Annotated in this window: 21 protein-coding genes; 2 read left to right on the top strand and 19 right to left on the bottom strand. The window is 40.5% G+C overall.

Translation table 11 applies throughout. The features are described 5' to 3' along the window. Positions 1-47 precede the first annotated feature (47 nt). The 5 genes from WS42_RS00225 to WS42_RS00205 form a co-directional block, all read right to left on the bottom strand. The gene (locus WS42_RS00225; RefSeq protein WP_013611050.1) at positions 48-557 is read right to left on the bottom strand and encodes a hypothetical protein; all 510 of its coding nucleotides are present in this window, start codon (positions 555-557) and stop codon (positions 48-50) included. Next, positions 550-1,383, bottom strand: coding sequence for a rod shape-determining protein MreC (gene mreC, locus WS42_RS00220; RefSeq protein ID WP_022160905.1), 834 nt, complete (start codon positions 1,381-1,383; stop codon positions 550-552). Before mreC ends, WS42_RS00225 begins: the two co-directional genes overlap by 8 nt. A 12-nt stretch (positions 1,384-1,395) precedes the next feature. Beyond that, positions 1,396-2,418 carry a rod shape-determining protein gene (locus WS42_RS00215; protein ID WP_013611048.1) on the bottom strand — a complete coding sequence of 341 codons (1,023 nt, stop codon included), beginning with the start codon at positions 2,416-2,418 and terminating at the stop codon, positions 1,396-1,398. A gap of 47 nt (positions 2,419-2,465) precedes the next feature. Beyond that, positions 2,466-4,001 (bottom strand): bifunctional phosphoribosylaminoimidazolecarboxamide formyltransferase/IMP cyclohydrolase, encoded by a 1,536-nt coding sequence (gene purH / locus WS42_RS00210; protein ID WP_046450612.1) that lies wholly within the window; start codon positions 3,999-4,001, stop codon positions 2,466-2,468. A gap of 155 nt (positions 4,002-4,156) precedes the next feature. Continuing rightward, positions 4,157-4,636 carry a Rieske (2Fe-2S) protein gene (locus tag WS42_RS00205; protein WP_013611046.1) on the bottom strand — a complete coding sequence of 160 codons (480 nt, stop codon included), beginning with the start codon at positions 4,634-4,636 and terminating at the stop codon, positions 4,157-4,159. Between the two features lie 33 nt (positions 4,637-4,669). On the opposite strand from WS42_RS00205, the gene WS42_RS00200 reads away from it, so the two are divergent. Continuing rightward, the gene (locus WS42_RS00200) at positions 4,670-5,041 is read left to right on the top strand and encodes a hypothetical protein (RefSeq protein WP_013611045.1); all 372 of its coding nucleotides are present in this window, start codon (positions 4,670-4,672) and stop codon (positions 5,039-5,041) included. On the opposite strand, the gene WS42_RS00195 is transcribed toward WS42_RS00200, so the two are convergent. From WS42_RS00195 to WS42_RS00185, 3 genes are all read right to left on the bottom strand, one after another. Continuing rightward, positions 5,038-6,339, bottom strand: a complete 1,302-nt coding sequence (locus WS42_RS00195; RefSeq protein WP_046450611.1) for an outer membrane beta-barrel protein — start codon at positions 6,337-6,339, stop codon at positions 5,038-5,040. The two genes, WS42_RS00200 and WS42_RS00195, sit on opposite strands and share 4 nt — an antisense overlap. Further along, positions 6,329-6,865, bottom strand: coding sequence for an RNA polymerase sigma factor (locus WS42_RS00190; protein ID WP_022160901.1), 537 nt, complete (start codon positions 6,863-6,865; stop codon positions 6,329-6,331). Before WS42_RS00190 ends, WS42_RS00195 begins: the two co-directional genes overlap by 11 nt. A gap of 139 nt (positions 6,866-7,004) precedes the next feature. Further along, entirely contained in the window at positions 7,005-8,783 is a 1,779-nt protein-coding gene (locus WS42_RS00185; RefSeq protein ID WP_022160900.1) for an aminopeptidase P family protein, read from the bottom strand. Positions 8,784-9,434: 651 nt separating this feature from the next. On the opposite strand from WS42_RS00185, the gene WS42_RS00180 reads away from it, so the two are divergent. Then, positions 9,435-9,866 carry a helix-turn-helix domain-containing protein gene (locus WS42_RS00180; RefSeq protein WP_041556351.1) on the top strand — a complete coding sequence of 144 codons (432 nt, stop codon included), beginning with the start codon at positions 9,435-9,437 and terminating at the stop codon, positions 9,864-9,866. 49 nt (positions 9,867-9,915) lie between these two features. Here WS42_RS00180 and WS42_RS00175 read toward each other — a convergent pair whose 3' ends face one another. From WS42_RS00175 to WS42_RS00125, 11 genes are all read right to left on the bottom strand, one after another. Further along, positions 9,916-10,821, bottom strand: a complete 906-nt coding sequence (locus WS42_RS00175; protein WP_046450610.1) for a dihydroorotate dehydrogenase — start codon at positions 10,819-10,821, stop codon at positions 9,916-9,918. Continuing rightward, positions 10,809-11,570: a dihydroorotate dehydrogenase electron transfer subunit gene (locus tag WS42_RS00170; protein WP_013611039.1), complete on the bottom strand. Its 762-nt coding sequence runs from the start codon at positions 11,568-11,570 to the stop codon at positions 10,809-10,811. Before WS42_RS00170 ends, WS42_RS00175 begins: the two co-directional genes overlap by 13 nt. A 37-nt stretch (positions 11,571-11,607) precedes the next feature. Further along, the gene (gene uvrA, locus WS42_RS00165; protein WP_022160899.1) at positions 11,608-14,373 is read right to left on the bottom strand and encodes an excinuclease ABC subunit UvrA; all 2,766 of its coding nucleotides are present in this window, start codon (positions 14,371-14,373) and stop codon (positions 11,608-11,610) included. A gap of 132 nt (positions 14,374-14,505) precedes the next feature. Continuing rightward, positions 14,506-14,946: a 50S ribosomal protein L9 gene (rplI, locus tag WS42_RS00160; protein ID WP_013611037.1), complete on the bottom strand. Its 441-nt coding sequence runs from the start codon at positions 14,944-14,946 to the stop codon at positions 14,506-14,508. 18 nt (positions 14,947-14,964) lie between these two features. Continuing rightward, positions 14,965-15,234, bottom strand: a complete 270-nt coding sequence (gene rpsR, locus WS42_RS00155) for a 30S ribosomal protein S18 (protein WP_013611036.1) — start codon at positions 15,232-15,234, stop codon at positions 14,965-14,967. Positions 15,235-15,237: 3 nt separating this feature from the next. After that, positions 15,238-15,588, bottom strand: coding sequence for a 30S ribosomal protein S6 (gene rpsF, locus WS42_RS00150; RefSeq protein ID WP_013611035.1), 351 nt, complete (start codon positions 15,586-15,588; stop codon positions 15,238-15,240). Positions 15,589-15,787: 199 nt separating this feature from the next. Continuing rightward, positions 15,788-16,810, bottom strand: coding sequence for an endolytic transglycosylase MltG (mltG, locus tag WS42_RS00145; protein WP_022160898.1), 1,023 nt, complete (start codon positions 16,808-16,810; stop codon positions 15,788-15,790). Between the two features lie 20 nt (positions 16,811-16,830). Beyond that, positions 16,831-17,877, bottom strand: a complete 1,047-nt coding sequence (locus WS42_RS00140) for a nucleoid-associated protein (RefSeq protein WP_013611033.1) — start codon at positions 17,875-17,877, stop codon at positions 16,831-16,833. Positions 17,878-17,910: 33 nt separating this feature from the next. Next, on the bottom strand, positions 17,911-19,548 hold the full coding sequence (locus WS42_RS00135; protein ID WP_022160897.1) for a DUF3078 domain-containing protein: 1,638 nt from the start codon (positions 19,546-19,548) through the stop codon (positions 17,911-17,913). Positions 19,549-19,555: 7 nt separating this feature from the next. Beyond that, positions 19,556-20,365, bottom strand: a complete 810-nt coding sequence (locus tag WS42_RS00130) for an SDR family oxidoreductase (protein WP_013611031.1) — start codon at positions 20,363-20,365, stop codon at positions 19,556-19,558. Between the two features lie 183 nt (positions 20,366-20,548). After that, positions 20,549-21,721, bottom strand: coding sequence for a tetratricopeptide repeat protein (locus WS42_RS00125; RefSeq protein ID WP_022160896.1), 1,173 nt, complete (start codon positions 21,719-21,721; stop codon positions 20,549-20,551). Positions 21,722-21,752 lie beyond the last annotated feature (31 nt).

Here is a 21,752-nt window from a genome sequence, read left to right as displayed (position 1 = left end):
AACAATCTAACCGGGAATTTGAAAATTCAATATGCTCGAATTCAATTCTATTGGTTCTGTTTTTTCTTCAAAGCTATAAAATAATATAGCAAGATGAAAAAAGTAGAAGCTAAAGTGCTGAATAAAATACGCAGGCCGGTGATCACGAAATTGTGGACACTGAACGTTTCACAAAGGATCAGCACGGTGTTGAAAATCGCAGTACTGATAAAGACATATTTGAAAAACCAACCGAAATCACTGATTTTCTGTTTTCCCTGAATATCGTCGATCTGTTCCCGGTTTGAAGTCAGCATCAACAAACGGGGACGAATATAGGCCAATAAAGTCGTTGCCGCAGCATGAATACCCATGGTGTGGTTGGCCAGATCGACAAATAAACCTAAAAAGAAACCGAAAAACAAAATCGTTGCATTACGTAAACGGTAAGGCAGAATGTATATGGCCAGAATATAAATGTTGATATAGACGTAGGAGTGAAGCTGAATATTATCCAATATGGTCAATTGGAGTAATAGCAACACGAAGAGATGTATAACAAATTTGATATTACTCATGATTTTCCCTCCCTAAAGCCTGTTGTTCTTCTTTTCTGGTATTAGCGATAATGTATACATCCGAGATGCGTTTAAAATCAGTTGCAAGTTTTACTTTTATCGTCAGAAAATTAGCCGTTTCCTTATTTACCGATTCTACGAAGCCGATCATCTCACCTTCCGGGAAAATACTGGAAAATCCTGAAGTCACAATCGTATCGCCCACTTCTGTATCTACATGAAAGGGTATGTCGTTCAGATAAGAATACCGATAATCGTCTCCGTCCCATTGAAGTGAACCGTAGTAACCGTTTTTTTTGATTTTCGCTGAGATCCGAAGATTGGTATTGATCAAGGGTAATACCCGCGCATAACGATTGCTTACTTTCTCGATAATACCGACCACTCCTTCACTCGAACAAACGGCCATTTCGGGTTGGATCCCCTCAGTTGCGCCTTTGTCGATAACAATATAATTTTTAGTCTTGTTAAAACTGGAATTGATCATTTCAGCTGTTTTGTATACATAATCGACATCGGCAGAATCGGTAGGGGCCCATAATGTATCCGCATTACTGATCCGATTGAGAAGTTTCAGTTTTTCAATCTCATTTCTCAATTCGGTATTCTCTGCAACTAATTTTTCGTTGGTTACTTTCAGATAGAAATAATCGTCTACCCGGGTAACCACGGAAGATATGGTTCCGAAAAATGATGCTGTATAGCCTGAAAACACAGTTCTCTGATAGTTATTGTGTAAAACTATCAGAGAAAAGGAGAGGACTTCCAACAAAATAAAAATTATAGTAAAATGATATTTTAATATCAGTTTTATAATTTCTTTCACAGCCTAATGGGTTTACCTGATCAGGAAAGAGAACTTATCGACATTCTTTAAAGCAATACCTGTTCCCCGGGCAACAGCTCTCAACGGATCTTCTGCAATATGGAAAGGGATATTGAGCTTATCGGTCAAACGTTTGTCCAAACCTCTCAATAAAGCACCACCTCCTGCCAAATAAATTCCTTTATTGACGATATCTGCATATAGTTCAGGGGGAGTTTGTTCCAAAGCTCCTAGAATAGCGATTTCAATTTTCGATATAGATTTCTCCAGACAGTGAGCGATCTCCTGATAAGATACCGGTACTTCGACAGGTAACGAAGTCATCTGATTCGGTCCCTGTACGATAAAATCGGCAGGCGGTTCATCCAGTTCGGACAGCGCAGAACCTACATGTATTTTGATTTGCTCGGCAGTTCTTTCCCCGATCCGAATATTGTGCTGATGACGCATATACTCCTGAATGTCGTCGGTCAAATCGTCACCGGCAATCCGGATAGATTTGTTGCTAACTATACCACCTAAAGAAATAACGGCAATTTCGGTTGTACCACCACCTATATCTACGATCATATTTCCTTCGGGAGCTTCTACATCCAAGCCGATCCCCAAAGCAGCCGCCATCGGCTCATAAATCATATATACATCTCTTCCTCCTGCATGTTCTGAAGAGTCGCGGACAGCCCGGACTTCAACTTCCGTACTTCCCGACGGGATACAAACGACGATCCGCAAAGAGGGAGAGAAGAACTTACTATTTACACTTGCCATTTTAATCATACCGCGCAACATTTGTTCGGCAGCGTTAAAGTCGGCAATAACCCCATCCCGTAAAGGCCGGATGGTTTTGATGTTATCATGTGTCTTTCCCTGCATCTGCCGGGCTTTTTCTCCAATAGCGATAACCTTTTCGGTCTTCCGGTCGATAGCGACAATGGAGGGTTCGTTTACCACCATTTTATCGTTACAGATAATAATCGTATTCGCTGTTCCTAAATCGACAGCTATATCTTGTGTTAGAAATGAAAATAATCCCATTTTAAATGAACGTTAATAATTTATGAGCGTCAACCTCAATGGATTGTTTAATGTTTAAAATGTCTCATGCCGGTGAAAATCATAGCGATACCGTATTTGTTCGCAGCATCGATAGACTCCTGGTCTCTGACCGATCCTCCAGGCTGTATGATAGCTGTAATACCTGCTTGGTGAGCAGCTTCTACACAATCGGAGAAAGGGAAAAAGGCATCCGATGCCATCACACTTCCCGCAATACGATCGCTTCCCTGACGGATAGCGTTTTCTAAGGCCCAAATCCGGCTGACCTGTCCCGGGCCGACACCCGTTGTACACAAATCTTTAGCGATAGCGATACCGTTCGATTTGGTATGTTTCACTACTTTCCAGGCGAAGAGCAGATCTCTCATTTCAGCTTCGGTCGGTTGCCGTTTTGTGACGACTTTCAATTCCGATTCATGAAGTAGCTGGGTATCCGAATCCTGAATCAATAAGCCGCCAAGCACTGTTTTCGCTTTGCTGGCTTTCCGGTTTTTCTGATCGATATGGTCGAGTTGTAATAAACGTAAATTTTTCTTTTTAGTCAATATTTCCAATGCCTCTTTAGAGAAAGAAGGAGCTACGATCACTTCCAGGAAAATCTTGGCCATTTCGGTTGCCGTGGCTGCATCTATTTCCCGGTTTGCCGCCACGATTCCACCGAAGATAGAAACCGGATCGGCTTCATAGGCTCTCCGATAGGCTTCTACCAATGTTTCTGCACTCCCGACCCCACATGGATTAGCGTGTTTGGCTGCAACTATAGTCGGTTCGTCGAATTCTTTTAAGGTTTCGAGTGCTCCGTCGGTATCTCCGATATTGTTGTAAGAAAGCTCTTTACCATGCAATTGGACAGCTCCGGTAAGTGTGCCTTGCGTCCCTAGTACAGAAGCATAAAAAGCAGCACTTTGATGGGGATTTTCGCCGTACCGAAGATCTTGCTTTTTCTCGTAGGTGAGAGTCAGTGTTTTCGGGTATTTGATATTCAGACGTTCGGAAAAATATCCTGCAATCAGAGCATCGTAGTGGGCGGTGTGGATAAATACTTTCGCTGCCAGCATTTCTTTGGTTTCGGCTGTCGTATCTCCGTTGTTTTTCAACTCATCGATTACCAGTCGATAGTCTTCGGGATCGGTGATGACCGTAACGAATTTGTAGTTTTTAGCAGCGGCCCGGATCATAGTGGGCCCGCCGATATCTATATTTTCAATGATTTCTGCATGGGATACCCCTTCTTTCAGAATGGTTTGTTTAAAAGGGTAAAGGTTACAAACCACAATATCGATCGGTTCTACTCCCAGTTCTGCCATCTGTTTCCGATGCTTTTCGTTGTCACGGATCGCCAGAATACCACCTTCTACATTGGGATGCAGGGTCTTCACTCTGCCGTCAAAACATTCGGGGAACTTAGTCAGATCTGAAATATCCTGAACTTTAATGCCTTCTTCTTTCAGTTTTTTAGAGGTCCCGCCGGTTGAAATGATCTCCCAGCCCATAGAATCCAGTGATTTAGCGAACTCAACAATACCTGTCTTATCAAATACACTAATTAATGCTCTCTTCATCCGGATTATATTTTTTTAGTTATCATCCGAGCTATCGGATTTTATTCATTTTATACAAATCGTATTTCGTTGCAAAGGTAAAAAAAAAGAAGATTATTTTTATATAAAATCGCAGATAGTGCATTTTTTTTATGGATACACCTATTCGCTGTGTTTTAATAATTGACAATGAGTTTATTACCTACTTTTGAAATGGGATATCCTTTCAAGGGGTAAATTTCATAAGTCAGATTGAAAGGGGTTCCGTAACGAAGTGAAAATTGAGTGTGACAAACCGGACAAACAGCCAGTTCTCCGTCCAAATCTTCTTTCGTAAAATGGGAAGTCAGTTCCTGGCAGTTGGTACAGGTGGCATCCCAGCAAGCATATTCGGTATCGTTCAAACGGATGACGACGATTCCTTGGCCATTATATCCCAATGATTTGGCGTCCGGCTGGGAACTGGTCAGGTAAATAGGCTGGCCGGGAACCTGAAGATTACTTTCGCCTCCTATTCCTAAATTAATCTGTGTATATACCGGGACATAAGGAATGAGGTGTTTATCCCTGAGTTTTTCGTTGAATTTATCCCCGCAACCGATATTTATTCCCAAAGTGATGGAAACTAATAAAAAAAATACTATTTTTGATTTCATGAATAAGAAATTTGCGACACAAATATAATAAATATGAATATCTCTACAGCAGAATTCGATTGGATTTCCCTGATATTGGTCATAGGGGCTGGACTTATCGGTTGGATAAAAAGTAATAATGCAAAGAAAACCCAAGTCCCGCCTGTTTTTGAACAACCCGGTCAGATCGGGGAAGAAGAAGAGATTCTGCCCAATGTAGAAGAGTATACAATAACTGAAAATAAAGATGTTTCAGATGGACCGGTTATACAGGAAATCGTTGCTGATTATTACAGAGATCCGAAAGTCATGATTGACGACAGGGATGAATTACCGGCCGAAGAAAATGAAGAGGAAGAACACGTACAGTTCGACATCCGGCAGGCTATTATCAGCAGTGAAATTTTAAAACGGCCTCAATATTAAAACCGGATACCGATACCTGTAGAGAAGGTGAATAAATAAGGTTTGAAATCGATGTCGTCATTCCGACTTAAAGATTGCAGAAAATATTTGAAGCCCGGCTCGATCATAATTCTGATGTTAGACGTGACCGGATATTCCATCCCCAATCCGATATCCGTACTTATATTGAAATTACGGATATCTTCTGTACTTCCGATATATTCTTTGTCTCTTCCATTCCTTAAGAATACCTTGTTATTTACGATAAAATTGCCGCTTACTCCTCCCGATACGGCAAACAATACTTTATTATTATTCAGTAAATACCGCACATGAAGAGGAATTTCGAGCGTACCGAAAGTTTGTTCGATGGTTTCACTGCTGCTACTGTTCAAACTACTGAGCAAAATAGCTTCCGGACTACGGTAGGCGACACCTTGGGTATGGGTTTTAATATTTCCCAACGGAGTGGCGATCATCCGGTCACTATGTTGGAGCGAAGGGAGCATCATCGCCCGGACTCCCGAGCCTGCTCCGGAAGTTTTCTGTCCCATACGGGAATAGAATAATCCTGTTTGTACGGAAAATCTTTTATTGGCAGAGACAGATAATTTTAATCCACCTCCGACATTCATCAAGCCGTCCATCTGGTTACTGGAATAACTCACTCCCCTGGAATTTTTTAACGAAGAGGAATAACTACCGGATGAATAGGCCGGAACAAAGTGGCCGCTGACCATCACTTTGATTTTTCTTTTTTCATCCGTTGTCAAGGAAGTGGGCGTATTCAGTAATTTCTGATATTCTTTTTGATTTTGATAGGCTTCTTTACTGGTTAAAGGAATAAAATTGCGTTGAAGCTTCCGGGTAGAAATTGCATAGTCCGGTGCTGTCTGCTCGATAAATCCGGCTTCACCGGCTCGATGCATTTGAATCGGTTCTAATTCAGTCCTCTTGTTTTGTGCTATCAAAACCGGTACTTCCGTCACCGTCTCCTTCGTTACATATTGAACGGTCTTTTCTTCTTGTATAGAATCGGAGAAGGTAGCCGGCAAATTCGTGGAATCTTTTGTTTTTAATATTTCTGTACCGGTAATACCGGCAACTTCTATTTCGGGTGATTCGACGGAATAGAACAACCAAATTCCGATAAAAGCGGCGACCACTGCTGCTGCAGCTGCAGTACGCCACCACCACAACGCCACTTTGTGTTTGTTTTTGTTCAGCTGTCGTTCTATATTTCCCCAGATATAGGGAGGAGGCTCACAACTTTTATCCTGAAGGGCCTTTTTAAAAAGATGATCTAAATTATTGTTCATGGTCTAAATATTCCTTCACTTTTCTTTTTAATATTTCCCTGGCTCTGGCCAGATTGGATTTCGACGTACCCTCGTTAATACCGAGTAAGGCTGCGATATCCTTATGGGACATTTCTTCGATCACATAGAGGTTGAAAACCATTTTGTACCGTTCCGGAAGTTGATTTACAAAATCAGCCAACACTTCTTCCGGAATGCTGACCTCTTCGTCTATGTCCTCGTTATCTTCGATTTCAGGTAACTCCTCTACAATTTGCAATGGGGAATTTTTCCTGAATTTCTCCATTGCCGTATTGATCATGATCCGTTTCATCCATCCCTCAAATGAACCTTTTCCGGTATATTGCCCGATAGAAGTGAAAATTTTGATAAATCCATCCTGCAACGTATCTTCGGCATCTGCCCGGTCTTTGGAAAAACGGAGACATAATGCAAACATTTTTGCAGAAAATATCTGATAGATTTTCTCTGCTGCCTGTCTGTCACCCTGTTTGCATTTATCTATTATTCGGTCCAAATTACACATCAATATCTGTTATAGAGATGTAAGAAATTTAAAAAGGTTGCGTCCCTGATAAAAAGAAAATCAGAAAAAATGAAATGATTTACCAATGTTCACAATTCCATTATGAACATTGGTAAATATGAGTAGAATAGAAGCCGGATCATAGTACCGGTTTGGTCTTTTCAGCCAGCCATTGAGCTTCCTCGGGAGTCAGATAAGGTGCAGTTTTTTCATAGACTGTTTTGTGATAGTCGTTCAGCCATTTTTTTTCATCTTCACTTAACAAATCAAGTAATAGAGCTGAAGTATCGAAGTAGCAGAGTGTTAATGTCTCAAATCCATACCATTCCCCGAATTCATTTTTACTGACCGGGATACATAAAATCATATTTTCATGCCGAATACCGTGCGAACCTTCCCGATACAGACCAGGTTCGTCGGAGGTTACCATACCGGGAACCACATCCTGGTTTTTCAATTCCTGGCGGATAGCCTGAGGACCTTCATGTACATTTAAGAAAAAGCCGATCCCATGCCCCGTACCATGTCCATAGTTCCGGCAAGTTTGCCAAAGAGGCTGACGAGCGATAGCGTCTATATTACAACCTTTGGTACCTTTCGGAAAAATGCATCTGCTCAGTGCAATCATTCCTTTTAATACGGTGGTGTAATCTTCTTTTTCCAAGCGAGTTAGTTCTCCAAGTGGAACTGTCCGTGTAATATCGGTCGTACCATGTGTATATTGGCCCCCGGAATCGATCAGATAAAATCCACGTGGCTGCAGTTCTGCATCTTCTCCCGGAATAGCCGAATAGTGAGGCAGTGCTGCATTGGCACCATAAGCTGAAATGTTGGCAAAACTATCTTCTGCATATCCGTCATTTTGGGCTCTGAAAGCCGAAAGTTGTTCGGAAACAGAGATTTCCGTCAAATGGTTGCCGATATTACGTTCCACCCAATAAAAGAATTTCGTCAGGGCTACACTGTCTTTTATACAAGCTTTTCTGAACCCTTCAACTTCTATCGGATTTTTGATGGCTTTTGCCAAAACAATAGGTGACTCTTGTTCTTTTACCTGAAATTCTGTAAAGAGTTTATGATAGACAGCATAATTTAAGGTGGCCGAATCCACGGTAAACACCGAATTTTTGTCTAGTTCTTCCAGGAATAAAAACAAATGATGATAATCCCGGATTTCTATACCTTCCTGACTTAATTGACTTGCGATTTCGCGAGAGACTTTGGTATTTTTTATAAACAACCAGGCTTTGGCTTTACCGACAACTGCATAACTGATGGCAACAGGATTGTAAATGATATCGTTGCATCTTACATTATATAACCAGGCGATTTCATCCAGGCAACTGAAAAGCATATAATCTGCATGTGCAGCTTGTAACTTTTCCCGGATCATGGTTATCTTTTCATTAGCCGATTTTCCGGCAGTAGCGGTAGGTACTAAAAAGAGTTGGGCATCGGGTAAGGAAGGACGATCCAGCCATATCTCTCCTAATAGATCTGTTTTTTCTACAACAGTAATCTGTTTGGGGGTTAGGGTCTCTTGCAGATTTTTCATGTCACAGACAGAAATACAGAAACTATCCAAACCGACCCGACTTCCTTCCGGTAAGTTGGTTGCCAGCCATTCCGGATAATCGACCGCTTCCGGCACTCTCAATTTATGCATCTGTATTCCCGAATCCTTCAGTTGTTTTTCCGCCTGTATAAAATAACGGGTATCTGTCCAAAGTCCGGCTTCATTTTTCAAGACGACAACCGTACCGAAAGATCCTGTGAAACCGGAAATCCATTGTCTTTGTTTCCAGGCTGCCGGTAAATATTCACTATTGTGCGGATCGGTTCCGGATATAATATATGCATCCAGTGATTCGCGTTCCATAATGGCTCTTAAAGCTGAAAGTTTTTCCTTGATCGTCATAATCCAGATTTTAAATTTCACCAAATATAATAAGAAAAATTAAAATTCTAGCAGCGGTTGTCATCGAGTAGTGCTATTTTCTAATAAAAGAATAGAAATGTTATACATTACAATTGTAATATATGGGGATTTTACAGGAATTAAAGGTTCTTGTATTACAAATGTAATCAAATTCCAAAACAACAGAAGTGAATTACAATCTTAACTCAGGGGATTTGGAATATTTTACATTTTTTATATTTTAAGATATATAATAATGATTATCAGTATTATATATCCTATTTTGAATAAATTACTTTAATTACCTAGGGCAAACTTCAGTTGTTAAAGCGATAAATAAGGCAATTTGAAGGTATTTATATTTATGTATTTGTTTAATATCCAGTTATTTATGTTGTATCATTTCATATTTCACTTCATATAAAAAACAGAAATACAACCTTAGGAATATATATTCAAATTGTTAATTTACAGAAACTTAGTATCGAATAACCTTTTAACTGCTCACTAAATTACTGATTTTAAGGATTTAACCATACCGATAAATCATGGATTGATTGTATTATTACATTTGTAATGTATATCATATTACAAATGTAATTTTGATAGTTGCAGAATATATATTACATTTGTAATGCAATATTTTACAAGATGCAAGAGAGATTTAAGCAGCTTTTGGAAGAAAAAAATCTGACAGCAACTCGTTTTGCTGCAATGATCAAGGTCAATGCTTCGGCGATGTCACATATTCTGAACGGGCGAAGTAAACCCGGATTCGATGTATTGGACAAAATTGCACAAGCTTTTCCGGACGTAAACTTAAATTGGTTGATTTCCGGTAAAGGCTCTCTATACAATAACCGTATTTCCACTCCGGCTAAAGAGGTTGAAAAAATACCTGTTCAGAAAAATTTATTTGAAGAAGAAGAAAAACGCTTTCCTATCGAAGAAAAAAATACAAAAGCAGAAGAGATTTTACGACCGGCCGTTTCCGTCGCTTCGATACCTACAGCCAAAGGAAAGAAGGTCAAACGGATTATCTTATTTTTTGAAGACGGCAGCTTCGAAGATTATGAGAAATGAGGTTATCTTCATATAGCATTCAGACAGCCTCATTTCTGATTTGAAGTATTTATATCAGTCCGATAATTTCTTTGACAGACTTACAACCATTTTCATCCAGATAATTGTTTATACCTTCGATTATTTTTACGGTGATCGCCGGATCGATAAAATTAGCGGTTCCGATTTGAACAGCAGAAGCGCCTGCCAATAAAAATTCGATAGCATCGGTCGCACACATGATTCCTCCAAGGCCGACAACCGGAATCTTTACTGCTTTAGCGACTTGCCAAACCATACGTAGAGCGATCGGTTTTACACAAGCTCCGCTCAATCCCCCGGTAATCGTACTTAAAACGGGTTTGCGTTTTTTGGCGTCAATAGCCATTCCCAGCAGAGTATTGATCAGAGAAACCGAATCGGCTCCTTCACTTTCTACAGCCAAAGCTATTTCCTGTATATTAGTCACATTGGGGGATAATTTTACCATCAAATGCTTTTTGTATACCCGTCTGACTGCTTTTACGACTTCGGCAGCAGAAGCACAACTGGTACCGAAAGCCATTCCACCTTCCTTTACATTGGGACAGGAAATATTCAATTCGATGGCAGGGATGTGATCCAAGGCGTTGATTTTTTCTGCAGTCTCCGCATAATCAGTGATGGTAGACCCGGAAACATTTACCAGAATATTCGTTTCGATATCCTTTATTTCCGGATAAATACGTTCGATGAAATAATCGACCCCTTTATTTTGCAAGCCGACTGCATTCAACATACCGGACGGGGTTTCAGCCATACGGGGATAGGAATTCCCTTCGCGGTGTTTTAGGGTAGTACCTTTTACTATAAATCCACCCAACTTATCGAGTTGAATGAAATCTTGGAATTCTAAACCATAACCAAATGTTCCTGATGCTGTCAATACAGGATTTTTTAGCTCTAAGCCATTGAGGTTTATATTTAAATCTGCCATTTTAAATCATTTATATTAAATACCGGACCGTCTGTACATACACATTTATGACCTTCTTTGGTGTCGTTTACACAGCAAAGGCAAGCTCCGATTCCACAAGCCATCGTATTCTCCAGAGAAACTTCACAATCGATATGTTTAGAATAAGCATACCTGGCAACTGCTTTCATCATCGGTTCGGGGCCACAACAAAAGATATGGTCGAATTGTTCAGTTAGAATGGTATGCTGAGTGGGATATCCCTTTTCTCCATAAGAACCGTCTTCGGTTGTATAGTATACCGTTGCATACTTTTCATACTCTTCTTTTAAGATAATATCTTTCACTGTCCGGGTTCCGATCAGAACCACCGGGTGTAGCCCTTTATCGGAGAGTTCTTTGGATAAATGCAAAAGGGGAGCGATACCGACACCGCCACCAACCAGTAAACATCGTCCTTGTTCGGGTTGAGAGAAGCAATTTCCCAATGGAAGTATAATATTCAACTGTTCACCGGGCTTAAGCGTGGACAATTTTTCGGTCCCTTTACCTGCAATTTTTACTAAAAGATAAAGCAGGCCTTGTTTCTTATCCACATCATGCACGGATATCGGCCGGCGTAAAAAAGTAGAAGGGGAATGGTCTACTCTGACATTGACGAATTGTCCTGCCTGGATCTCCGGTAACTCTATGGAATGCAATACCAATAAAAAATTGTCTGCATTGAGCCGGCGGTTTTCTTTAACAGTAAAATCTAGTATTTTCTTCATGCTGTTTAATGAGATCTGGTGATCACTGATTTATTATTTATTGCAATTTTTCTTTCAGATAGTGCCCTGTATAGGATTCCGGACATTTTACCACTTGTTCCGGTGTACCGGTACAAACGATACGTCCACCTTCTTTTCCTCCCTCAGGTCCGAGGTCGATAACATAGTCGGCACATTTGATAACATCCATATTGTGTTCGATGATCAATACGGAATGTCCCCGTTCGATCAAAGCATTCAACGAACTCATCAATTTATGAATGTCGTGGAAATGCAGACCTGTCGTCGGTTCATCGAAAACAAAAAGGGTAGGATCGGCATTTTCCCGGCTTAAATGATAAGCCAGTTTGACCCGTTGGCTTTCACCACCGCTGAGAGTACTGGAAGACTGGCCCAGCTTCACATAACCTAATCCAACGTCTACCAATTTTTGTAACTTATCTACAATACTACGTTCGCTATGACCATTCCCCGCAGAAAAAAATTCCAGGGCCTGATTTACGGTCATTTCCAGAATATCATAAATATTTTTACCCTTATAACTGATCTCCAGTACCTCGTCTTTAAAGCGTCTGCCTTTGCAGTGTTCACACTCCAGAAATACATCCGCCATAAATTGCATTTCCACTTTAATAATTCCTTCTCCCTGACATTCTTCACAACGCCCACCGGGTACGTTGAAAGAAAAATGTGCCGGTTTAAACCCCTGTACCTTAGCAGCTTGTGTATCTGAGAAAATTTTACGGATATCGTCCCAAGCCTTTAAATAGGTAACCGGATTGGAGCGTGTAGATTTTCCTATCGGATTTTGGTCGATAAATTCGACTCCGGTAATGGCTTTCAAATCTCCGGTGAGTTTATCGAAACTACCTGTGCGATCGGAATAATCTCCATATAATTTCTTTAAGGCAGGTACCAGAATCGTTTTTATCAAAGTACTTTTACCTGAACCGCTGACTCCGGTAATCGCAGTCATGATTTTCAAAGGAATATCGACAGTGATATTTTTCAGGTTATTCTCGGTTGCTCCGCTGATTGTTATTTTTTGTTTCCAGGGACGTCTCCGGGCAGGAACTTCGATTTTACGCTTCCCGAAAATATAATCGGCGGTTAACGTACCGGCAGTTTTCAGTGCTTTCATATCGCCCTGAAATACAACTTCACCCCCCAGGCGTCCAGCCTGAGGGCCGATGTCGATCACCTGATCGGCTGCTTTAATGATGTCTTCGTCATGCTCGACGACGATGACGGTATTTCCCAAATCCCTTAGTTTTTTCAATACTTTGATCAATTGTTCGGTATCCCGGGAATGTAATCCGATACTAGGTTCATCCAGGATATAGAGCGAACCGACCAAAGCCGAACCCAGGGAAGTAGCTAAATTGATCCGCTGGGATTCTCCACCTGAAAGTGAAGAAGAAAGCCGGTTCAGAGTGAGATAACCCAAACCTACTTCAAGTAAAAATTCAAGTCGGTTCTTAATATCGGGAAGGATCCTTTCTGCCACTTTGTTTTGAGCCGGAGTCAAAGAAAGGGTATCGAAGAATACTTTCAGATCGGATACCGGCATTTCAACCAGTTCGGGCACCGATTTACCGCCGATCTTCACGTATGAAGCTTCGGGTTTTAAGCGAGTACCATGGCATTCTGGGCACTTGGTCTTTCCTGTATACCTGGCAATCATCACCCGGTTTTGAATTTTGTATTTTTTGGATTCCAAATAATTGAAGAAATCGTAAATTCCTCCAAAGTACGGACATCCGTTCCATAGGATATTCTTTTCCGCTTCTGTCAATTCATAATAGGGAGTATGAATCGGGAAATTAACTTTGTGTGCATGTTTCACCAATTCGTTTTTCCATTCGCCCATTTTTTCCCCTCTCCAACACAGCACAGCTTCTTCGTAGATACTGAGCGATTTATTCGGAACGACCAAGTCTTCGTCTATACCCAGAATTTTCCCATATCCTTCACATTTCGGACAGGCTCCCAAGGGAGAGTTGAAACTAAAGGTATTGACTGTAGGCACGACAAAGCTCATACCGTCTGCTTCGAAACGATTGGAAAAGGAGCGAATTTCCCCGTCGATCTCTATAAAACATTCTCCTTTTCCTTCATACAGGGCCGTTTCTACCGATTCGGAAACCCGGGAAACGGTATCTTTTTCCTGGGTGATGTTGATCCGGTCGATGACGAGATATAGATCGGATGGGCTCGAAAGAACTTTATTTTCAGCGAGGATATCGTCGATCCGGTGATATGCTTTTCCTGATTTTATACGGGTAAATCCCTGGCTCAACAACAATTTTAAAGTTTCCACATCCTGCAAATGTTCAGGACGTGCCAGGATAATAACAGTTTTGCCGAGGTGGTCTTCCAGAATATACCGGGTAATGTCGTCAGTATGATCTCTTTTTACTTCCCGTCCCGATATCGGGGATATGGTTTGTCCTGCCCGGGCGTATAATAATTTGATATAATCGTATATTTCTGTAGAAGTACCTACCGTCGAGCGTGGATTAGAAGTATTTACCTTCTGTTCGATTGCAACGGCAGGGGGAATTCCTTTGATATAATCACATTCCGGTTTATTCAGACGTCCCAGAAACTGCCGGGCATACGACGACAGACTCTCGACATACCGGCGCTGACCTTCGGCATATAGCGTGTCGAAAGCCAAAGAAGATTTGCCGCTACCTGATACTCCCGTGATGACAATCAGTTTATTGAGTTCGATTTTCAGATCGATATTTTTCAGATTGTGCACCCGTACACCCTTCAAATCAATATATGGTTTATTCATATTATCTTTCACATTTAGCATACAAAGATAATGAAAATGTTGCGAAAAATAAAAGCACCCGGCGAAGGGTGCTTTTAAGCGTTTGGAATATGTTTGGAAATACGTTTATAGTCCGTTTATGACTTTGGTTAATTATTCAGAAACTACTTCGAACTGAACATCGACTTTCACTTCACGATGAAGTTTGATGACAGCGGTATAAGTTCCTACTTCTTTAATTTCTTTCAGCATGATTTTCTTCCGGTCGATATCGAATCCCTGAGCCAATAAAGCTTCTGAAATCATGATATTGTTTACGGAACCGAAAATCTTACCGGTACTGCTGGTTTTAGCACCTACAGTCAGTTTCAATTCAGCCAGTTTTGCAGCCAATTCTTCAGCTTCTGCTTTCAATTTAGCTTCCTTATGTGCCCGTTGTTTGGTATTTTCTGCAACGATTTTCTTTGCAGCTTCGGTAGCTAAAATGGCATATCCCTGAGGAATCAGGTAGTTACGGCCATATCCGGGTTTTACGTTGATCACGTCGTCTTTATGTCCCAGATTTGCGATATCTGTCAATAATATAATCTGCATTTCGTGTCCTCCTTTTAATTATTTCATCAAATCGGTTACGTAGGGCAACAAAGCAAGGTGTCTTGCTCTTTTTACAGCAGTTGCAACTTTTCTCTGGAATTTCACAGAAGTACCGGTAATTCTTCTGGGAAGGATTTTACCTTGTTCGTTCAAAAATTTCTTTAAAAATTCAGGATCTTTGTAATCGATGAATTTGATTCTTGCTTTTCTGAAACGGCAGTATTTTTTCTTTTTAACATCCACCGTTGGGGGGGTCAGATATCTGATTTCACTTTCGTTCTGTGCCATAGCTTATTTCTCCTCTTGTTTAGCTGCGTATTTACTTCTTCTTTTTAAAGTATACTCATAAGCATACTTGTCTAATCTAAACGTTAAAAAACGAATAACTCTCTCGTCACGTCTGTAAGCGGTTTCCAGTTTGTCAACCAGTGCACCTTCTGCTTCAAACTGTAACAAATGATAGAATCCGGTCGTCTTTTTCTGGATCGGATAAGCCAGCTTGCGAAGTCCCCAAGCTTCCTCATGTTCAATCGTACCACCATTATCGGTGATGGTATTCTTGAATTTTTCTACCGCTTCCTTTATCTGTTGTTCAGATAAAACGGGAGTTGTAATGAAAACGGTCTCGTAATGATTCAACATAATGATTTGATTATTAGTATAAAAATAATTTATCGGCCGCAAAGGTAGTATTTTCAACTGAAACTGCCAAACAAACAGGGGGCTTTTGAGTTATAAAGTTTATAAAGTCCGTAAAGTTTATAAAATCGATGTTCCCTGCGGGTACTTTTTTTAGGATCACTGAGGCGACCGATGGTAAATATGTATATAACTGCCTCTTTTAATAAATTCTTTTTATATTCAGGGCACGGTGATATTCGTTGGCATGCCGGTTGTGTTCCCGCAGGGTACGGGAAAAATAGTGACTACCGGAAAAATCACTTTTGGCACAGAAAAACATATAATCGTGGTGCTGATAATTCAATACCGCATCGATTACCCGGATAGAGGGCATACGTACCGGTCCGGGAGGAAGGCCTGTATTTTTATAGGTATTGTAAGGAGAGTCTATTTCCATATGTTTATCCAGCACCCGTCTGATGGAGAAATCTCCCCAGGCAAATTTCAGGGTCGGACAAGCTTCTAACTTCCAGCCTTTATTCAAGCGATTGATGTAAACCCCTGCGATGACAGGGTATTCGTCGGCAATATTGGTCTCTTCTTCTACAATCGAGGCCAATATCAGAATATCCATAGGAGAGAGGTCGGCTTTCCGGGCTTTCACTAGCCGCTCTTCTGTCCAGAATTTCCGGTATTCTTTATACATCCGCTGAATAAAATCTTCAACCGGCGTATGCCAATACACCTGGTAGGTGTTAGGGATAAACATACCGATGAAATTTTCCGGCGTAAAACCTAATTTCTTTACATATTCGGCGTTACGGGCCAATTGCAGAAATTCGGTCGAATCGATACCCAACTGACGGGATAAAATCGCAGCAAAGTCCTCTAAAGTACGGATATTGTTAAAAGTCAGGTGAACCGGTTCCTGACGACCGGCACGTAACATATTGATCAATTGATTATTGTTCATCTTGTCGACCAGGCGATACCGGCCGGTTTTTACTGCAGAAGGATATTTTTTCAGTTCTGCAAGCTTGCGAAGGGTGTATTCGTTTTTTACATATCCGCTACTGATCAGTGTTGTCATGACCGTTTCAAAGGAATCTCCCGGCTGAATGAAAATAATCCCATCATCGCCGACAGTGATGTTAGGACGCTGCACAAAGTAATAATAACCTCCTGCAATACCTCCCAAGCCGAGTAAAACAATCAAGCCGACGATTATTCCTGTCTTTTTCATCCGTTGACATTTTTCATTTTTTACTCTTCATTCCGAAAATAGAGTACGTAATAATTCATATCTCGGTCAGGATCGTAACCTTTGCGGATATATTTTTTTTCTCCGTGAATATAGACGTGAAAATTCTTGTCTAATTTAAGGACATGTTTAAAATATTTTTTCTCATCCTTCACAGCAAAATCCGATATGGCGAACTGGTCGGTGAGTTCGACATTATTATCCGTTTCGTACTGGCATTTGAAGTTCTCGAAAGCATTGATTACTTCGGGTTCTTGTACGACTTCTTGTTTGAAACGTTCTTCCGAAAAGACGTCCGCATCCTTAAAGAAATTAATCGATCGGTTGAGCATGTCTATTTGGTCTGCCCGTGGTACATCATTCTCCTGATTGTAAATATCTTTTACAAAATCCTTACACAGGTTCAGATAATTAGAGGTCTGGAAATAACTGGCCTCAGCCGGTTCCAGTCCTAGGAAATCGGTTGTCCAGTAGATCGCCTCTTTGGTATTCGTTTTATCCAGGATACAAACTTTGTATCCATTGTCCCGGTTGACATTGAAGACGATACAAGCCTTGTCCAGTTTTTTGATATTGATCCCCGATTCTCCCACCAGTTGATAAGTATTCTGATTCATCACTATTTTCAGAAAAGTGTCTTTGGTTTCTGATTTGAAAATGCCGACAGCATCACAGACACCTTCTTCAACATTACAATTTCGAAAATGAACGATATACAATTCTCCGGGTTTGATATTCGGGTTGTTGGATTGTTCGAACAGATGTTCGGCTATTTGGACAGATTGCTGATAAAATTCAGACTCATTGTCGAAGATCTGGGAAACCGACGCATAGACCGGGTTATTCATCAACTCTTCTTCATAGGGCAAAAAGTTGTAATAAGCATCCTTCTTGAAGGCGGACAAGAAATAACTTTTCAATAAATTTACCACATCGGGATCTTCGGGTAGGAAACAACCGTCGGACAAAGTGAGCCCACCGCCTTCGAATTTATTGCCTACATGATGAATCACAATATTACTGATGTCGCTATTTTCAAAATTGATCATGACGATAAAATAGTTAAGGTAAATATTCCTATATCAGAATCTGAAATTTACACCCAGATTCAAATTTTCCTTGAATTGTAACTTTTTGGAATTGTTCTCATTATAAATAGTTTCCGTATAAATCGAAGCCCTCATGAAATAGTTGATATTAAAGTCTATATTGAGTTTCCAGTTTACTGTAAAAGGAATTTTCTTTTTTTCTTCGTTATCGGATTCAAAATTCAGATAATGGTCTTTTTTTTCATAACTCATAAACCAGGTCAATTCGTTCCTGATGTTCATGATTTTAAAGATATTGTTTTGCGTGCTCCTCAGGTCTATTCTTGCACCGGCCTCCCTTCTGGCCCGCTTACCTTGTTCCACTCCATAACGTCCGACGTCGATTTTCGCCGTATCCCGGACAAAATTCCATTTACCGGCAATAGGGGAGATAAACAACGAAAAACGATCGTTAGGCTTAAAATCAAGACCCAATGACAGGGTGAAATCTCCCGGGCTCATAAAATTGGCAACCAGTTTCTTGTCCTGATCCTGCGGATACTCGTAGGAGTTGAAAAGCTGGGTAATGACATTGAACTGGGCGGTATAATACCAATGTTTAAAGGCCCTTTGTCCCAATTTCGAGTTCAACTCAAAGCGATCTTCATTCTTCCGGATATCTTCATCCCCATTTTTCATGAAACCGAAGCGATAGTGTACCCAGTTTTCCCAGCTGGTATTATTCCGGTTGTAATTCCAGAAATAACGGATATTACTCAACAGGGATAAGGAATTTTCCCCCCCACTGGTCCAGTTGGCCAGTTTACCCTGACTCATGGCCAACTCGACTTCGGAATAATAGGTCCAGTATCTCCGATGTAATTGCCCGACCAGCATCGGATTGAGCTTGAAATATTCATCGTCGAAGCGATTGGAAATGCCGGCTTCATTGGTTTCAGCATGTTTTTTCTCTATGGCGGGACTCTGGTATACATCTTCGTCAACATAGATTTTCAGCCGGTTACCTTGTGGCATCACCTGAATCCAGGTGCCGATCGTGTCGCATATTTTATTGGAAGCCCAAAAACGATGATATTGCATCCGCCCGTTATTGACCCAAAAGCGAACAGAGTTATCGGCCACACTCATGATTTCCAGCAGGACAGAATCCCGGCTGGCATCCCTAAGCCATATATAATTGGAATCCTGATGAATATAGTTGACAAAGGTCTGTAAATCGGTATTGATATATTCTTCAAAATCTCCGGTCAGTAAATACTCAGTATTTTTATAAAATTCGATACTATCATAGGTGATCTTTTGTTCGAGTGTTTCCAGGGCTTGTTCCTTTTTTCCCATCGTTTGGGCATATCTTTTCAGATACTCCACCACATGCTTTAACCTTTCATCTTCAGCATAGCGAATCAGGGTATTGATGGCTTCATTGACCTGTGGTTCCGGATAACGTTCCTTCTTCAGATTTTGTATGGCATACCGGACTCCCGGGTTTTCAATAGTCCGGTTTTCCTGTCTTACTTTGTAGAGAAAAGGAGGGAAGGAGAGCCCCGTCAGTTTATTTACCACAGGGCCGTTCAGTGGTGTCCGGGGCTCCATGACTTCCGGATATAACAACTGGGCCCAACCACTTCCGGTTATACATATAAACAGAAACAAAAGAAATATATTTCTCATAACACACTTATTTAAAAGGAGAATCCGGTTCTTTTGCCATCAGTGAATAACTGAGCCGATCCACTAAACCCGGCAACCATTTACTTAAGAATACGGCTAATTTACCTTCTACAAAAGTCATTATAATTTCTCTTTTTCTTTTTCTGATTCCTTTCACGATGATTGCAGCACATTTCTCGGCAGTCATCATTTTGTTTTCGTTCCGGGGACTTTCTCCTTGTTGCCGTCCATTGGCATTCAAAGCAGTTTTCCGTATGTTGGAAGCTGTAAAACCGGGGGCTGCCACCATCACATGAAGTCCTTTTTTCATATTTTCGATCCGGACGGTATTCAAAAATCCACGAACGGCAAATTTACTGGCCGCATAGCCTGTACGTCCCGGCAGACCTATAAATCCTGCAATAGAAATCACTCCGACCAAACTTCCTTTGGATTCCAATAAATAAGGTAAGGCATATTTCGAACAATATACGGTTCCCCAGAAATTGACATCCATTACTTTGCGGAGTACTGCCGGTTCCAGATCTTCCAACAAAGCGCGCATAGAAATTCCGGCATTGTTGATCAAAGCATCGATCCGTCCGAAACGGGCATAAGCTTGTTCGATCAATTCTTTACAAGCCAATTCTTTCGTCACATCGGTACGTACCGACAACACCTCAGCTCCTTGCTGTCTTAAATCTTGTTCGATATGAAGTAATTCCTCAATATTTCTTGCTGCTAAGACAACTTTAGCTCCTTGATGTGCCAATTCGTATGCTAAAGCTTTACCAATTCCGGACGACGCACCAGTAATAATAACGACTTTATCCCGCATAGTATGATGTGTGTTAAAACAATGTGGACAAAGATAATAATTTTTGTTGACATCTTTTTGAGCAAATATTTAAAATCTATAATAAGAATTGGGGTAAACTCCGTCTGGATATTTGTCCTATAATTTATATTATGTTAATAACAACATTTTAAAATAAAGGGGAGTGGAAAATCCCCTTTATTTTTACTGTGCTTCGAGCTTTTGTTTTATCTCATCATATCTCTGCTGGTATTCAGGTTTTTGATTTCTCAGTTTGAAATAAAGTTCTCTCAAAGTTGCCAGGGTATTTTTTTCATCCGGACTGAGTTCCAATGCTTTTTCAAAATACGGAATGACAGATTCATAAGCGATGTAAACTTTTTCCAATTCTTTATTATATTCGTTGACATCGACTATATCCTGAACTTTTTTATGGAAATTGATCGCTTCTGTCAATTTAATATTTCCCAGATTGTATTGAGCCAAAAAGTCTTTCGGATCCAATTCCAACGCTTTTACATACATTTCCTCTGCTTGTGCCGGCCGCTCGGTTTTTTCGTATAATGTACCTTTAGCTCTGTAAAAAGATGCATTTTTCGGATCTTGTTTGATAGCCGCATCCAGATAAACTTCAGCTTTTTCAGGTTCACCCCCCAATAAATAATGATTGATCAATTCCACTAACATATACGCATTATCGGGATATTGTTCGTATCCTTTGTGCAGATATTCCAGTGCTTCTTCGTTTTTGCCTTGTTGTTTCAAAACATTACTCAACATCGCATAACTTTGGGCCGGTTCGTAATTCAATTTTATAGATTCTTTCAGGAATTTTTCAGCATCGGCATATTCTTCGGCTTGCTGAGCACATAGACCGGCATTATAAATAACGGCGGTGTCGATGGAAACTTCTCCGTTTGCTGTCAGTATCGGCGAACTTTTTATTTCAAGTACTCTTTTGAAAGACGCCAAGGCCTTTTTAAAGTCTTTTGCATTGTAAAGTTCAGCAGCTCTGTTGGTGAAATCGATCGCTAAATTCCGATATTGAGTTTCCAGCTTTTTGGGATATTTTTTCTTCACATCCAATTCGATTACTTTTTGATAAGCTTCCCAGGCTTTTTCTACAGCTTCGGAATCTAATTTTTTGTAATCTGCAACAGGACTTTCATATAGGGCCTGATAAATCTGGCCTTTAGTGAAATATGCTTTATCCCAGGCGACACAGGATTCATGTCCCATCGCTTCATCGATTAATTTTTTGGCCTGATCCAATTTACCCGAAGTCAGATAACTGATTGCCTGAGTTACTTTTCCTTTTTGTGCATACGTAAAAGTCGCACAAAAAAGTAAAATCATAATAAAGGATAATTTTCTCATAAGTATAAATTTTACATTAATTTATGTTTCT

It is taken from the genome of Odoribacter sp. N54.MGS-14 (assembly GCF_000980295.1).
GTDB lineage: Bacteria > Bacteroidota > Bacteroidia > Bacteroidales > Marinifilaceae > Odoribacter > Odoribacter splanchnicus.
This window is presented reverse-complemented; position numbering and strand designations above follow the sequence as displayed.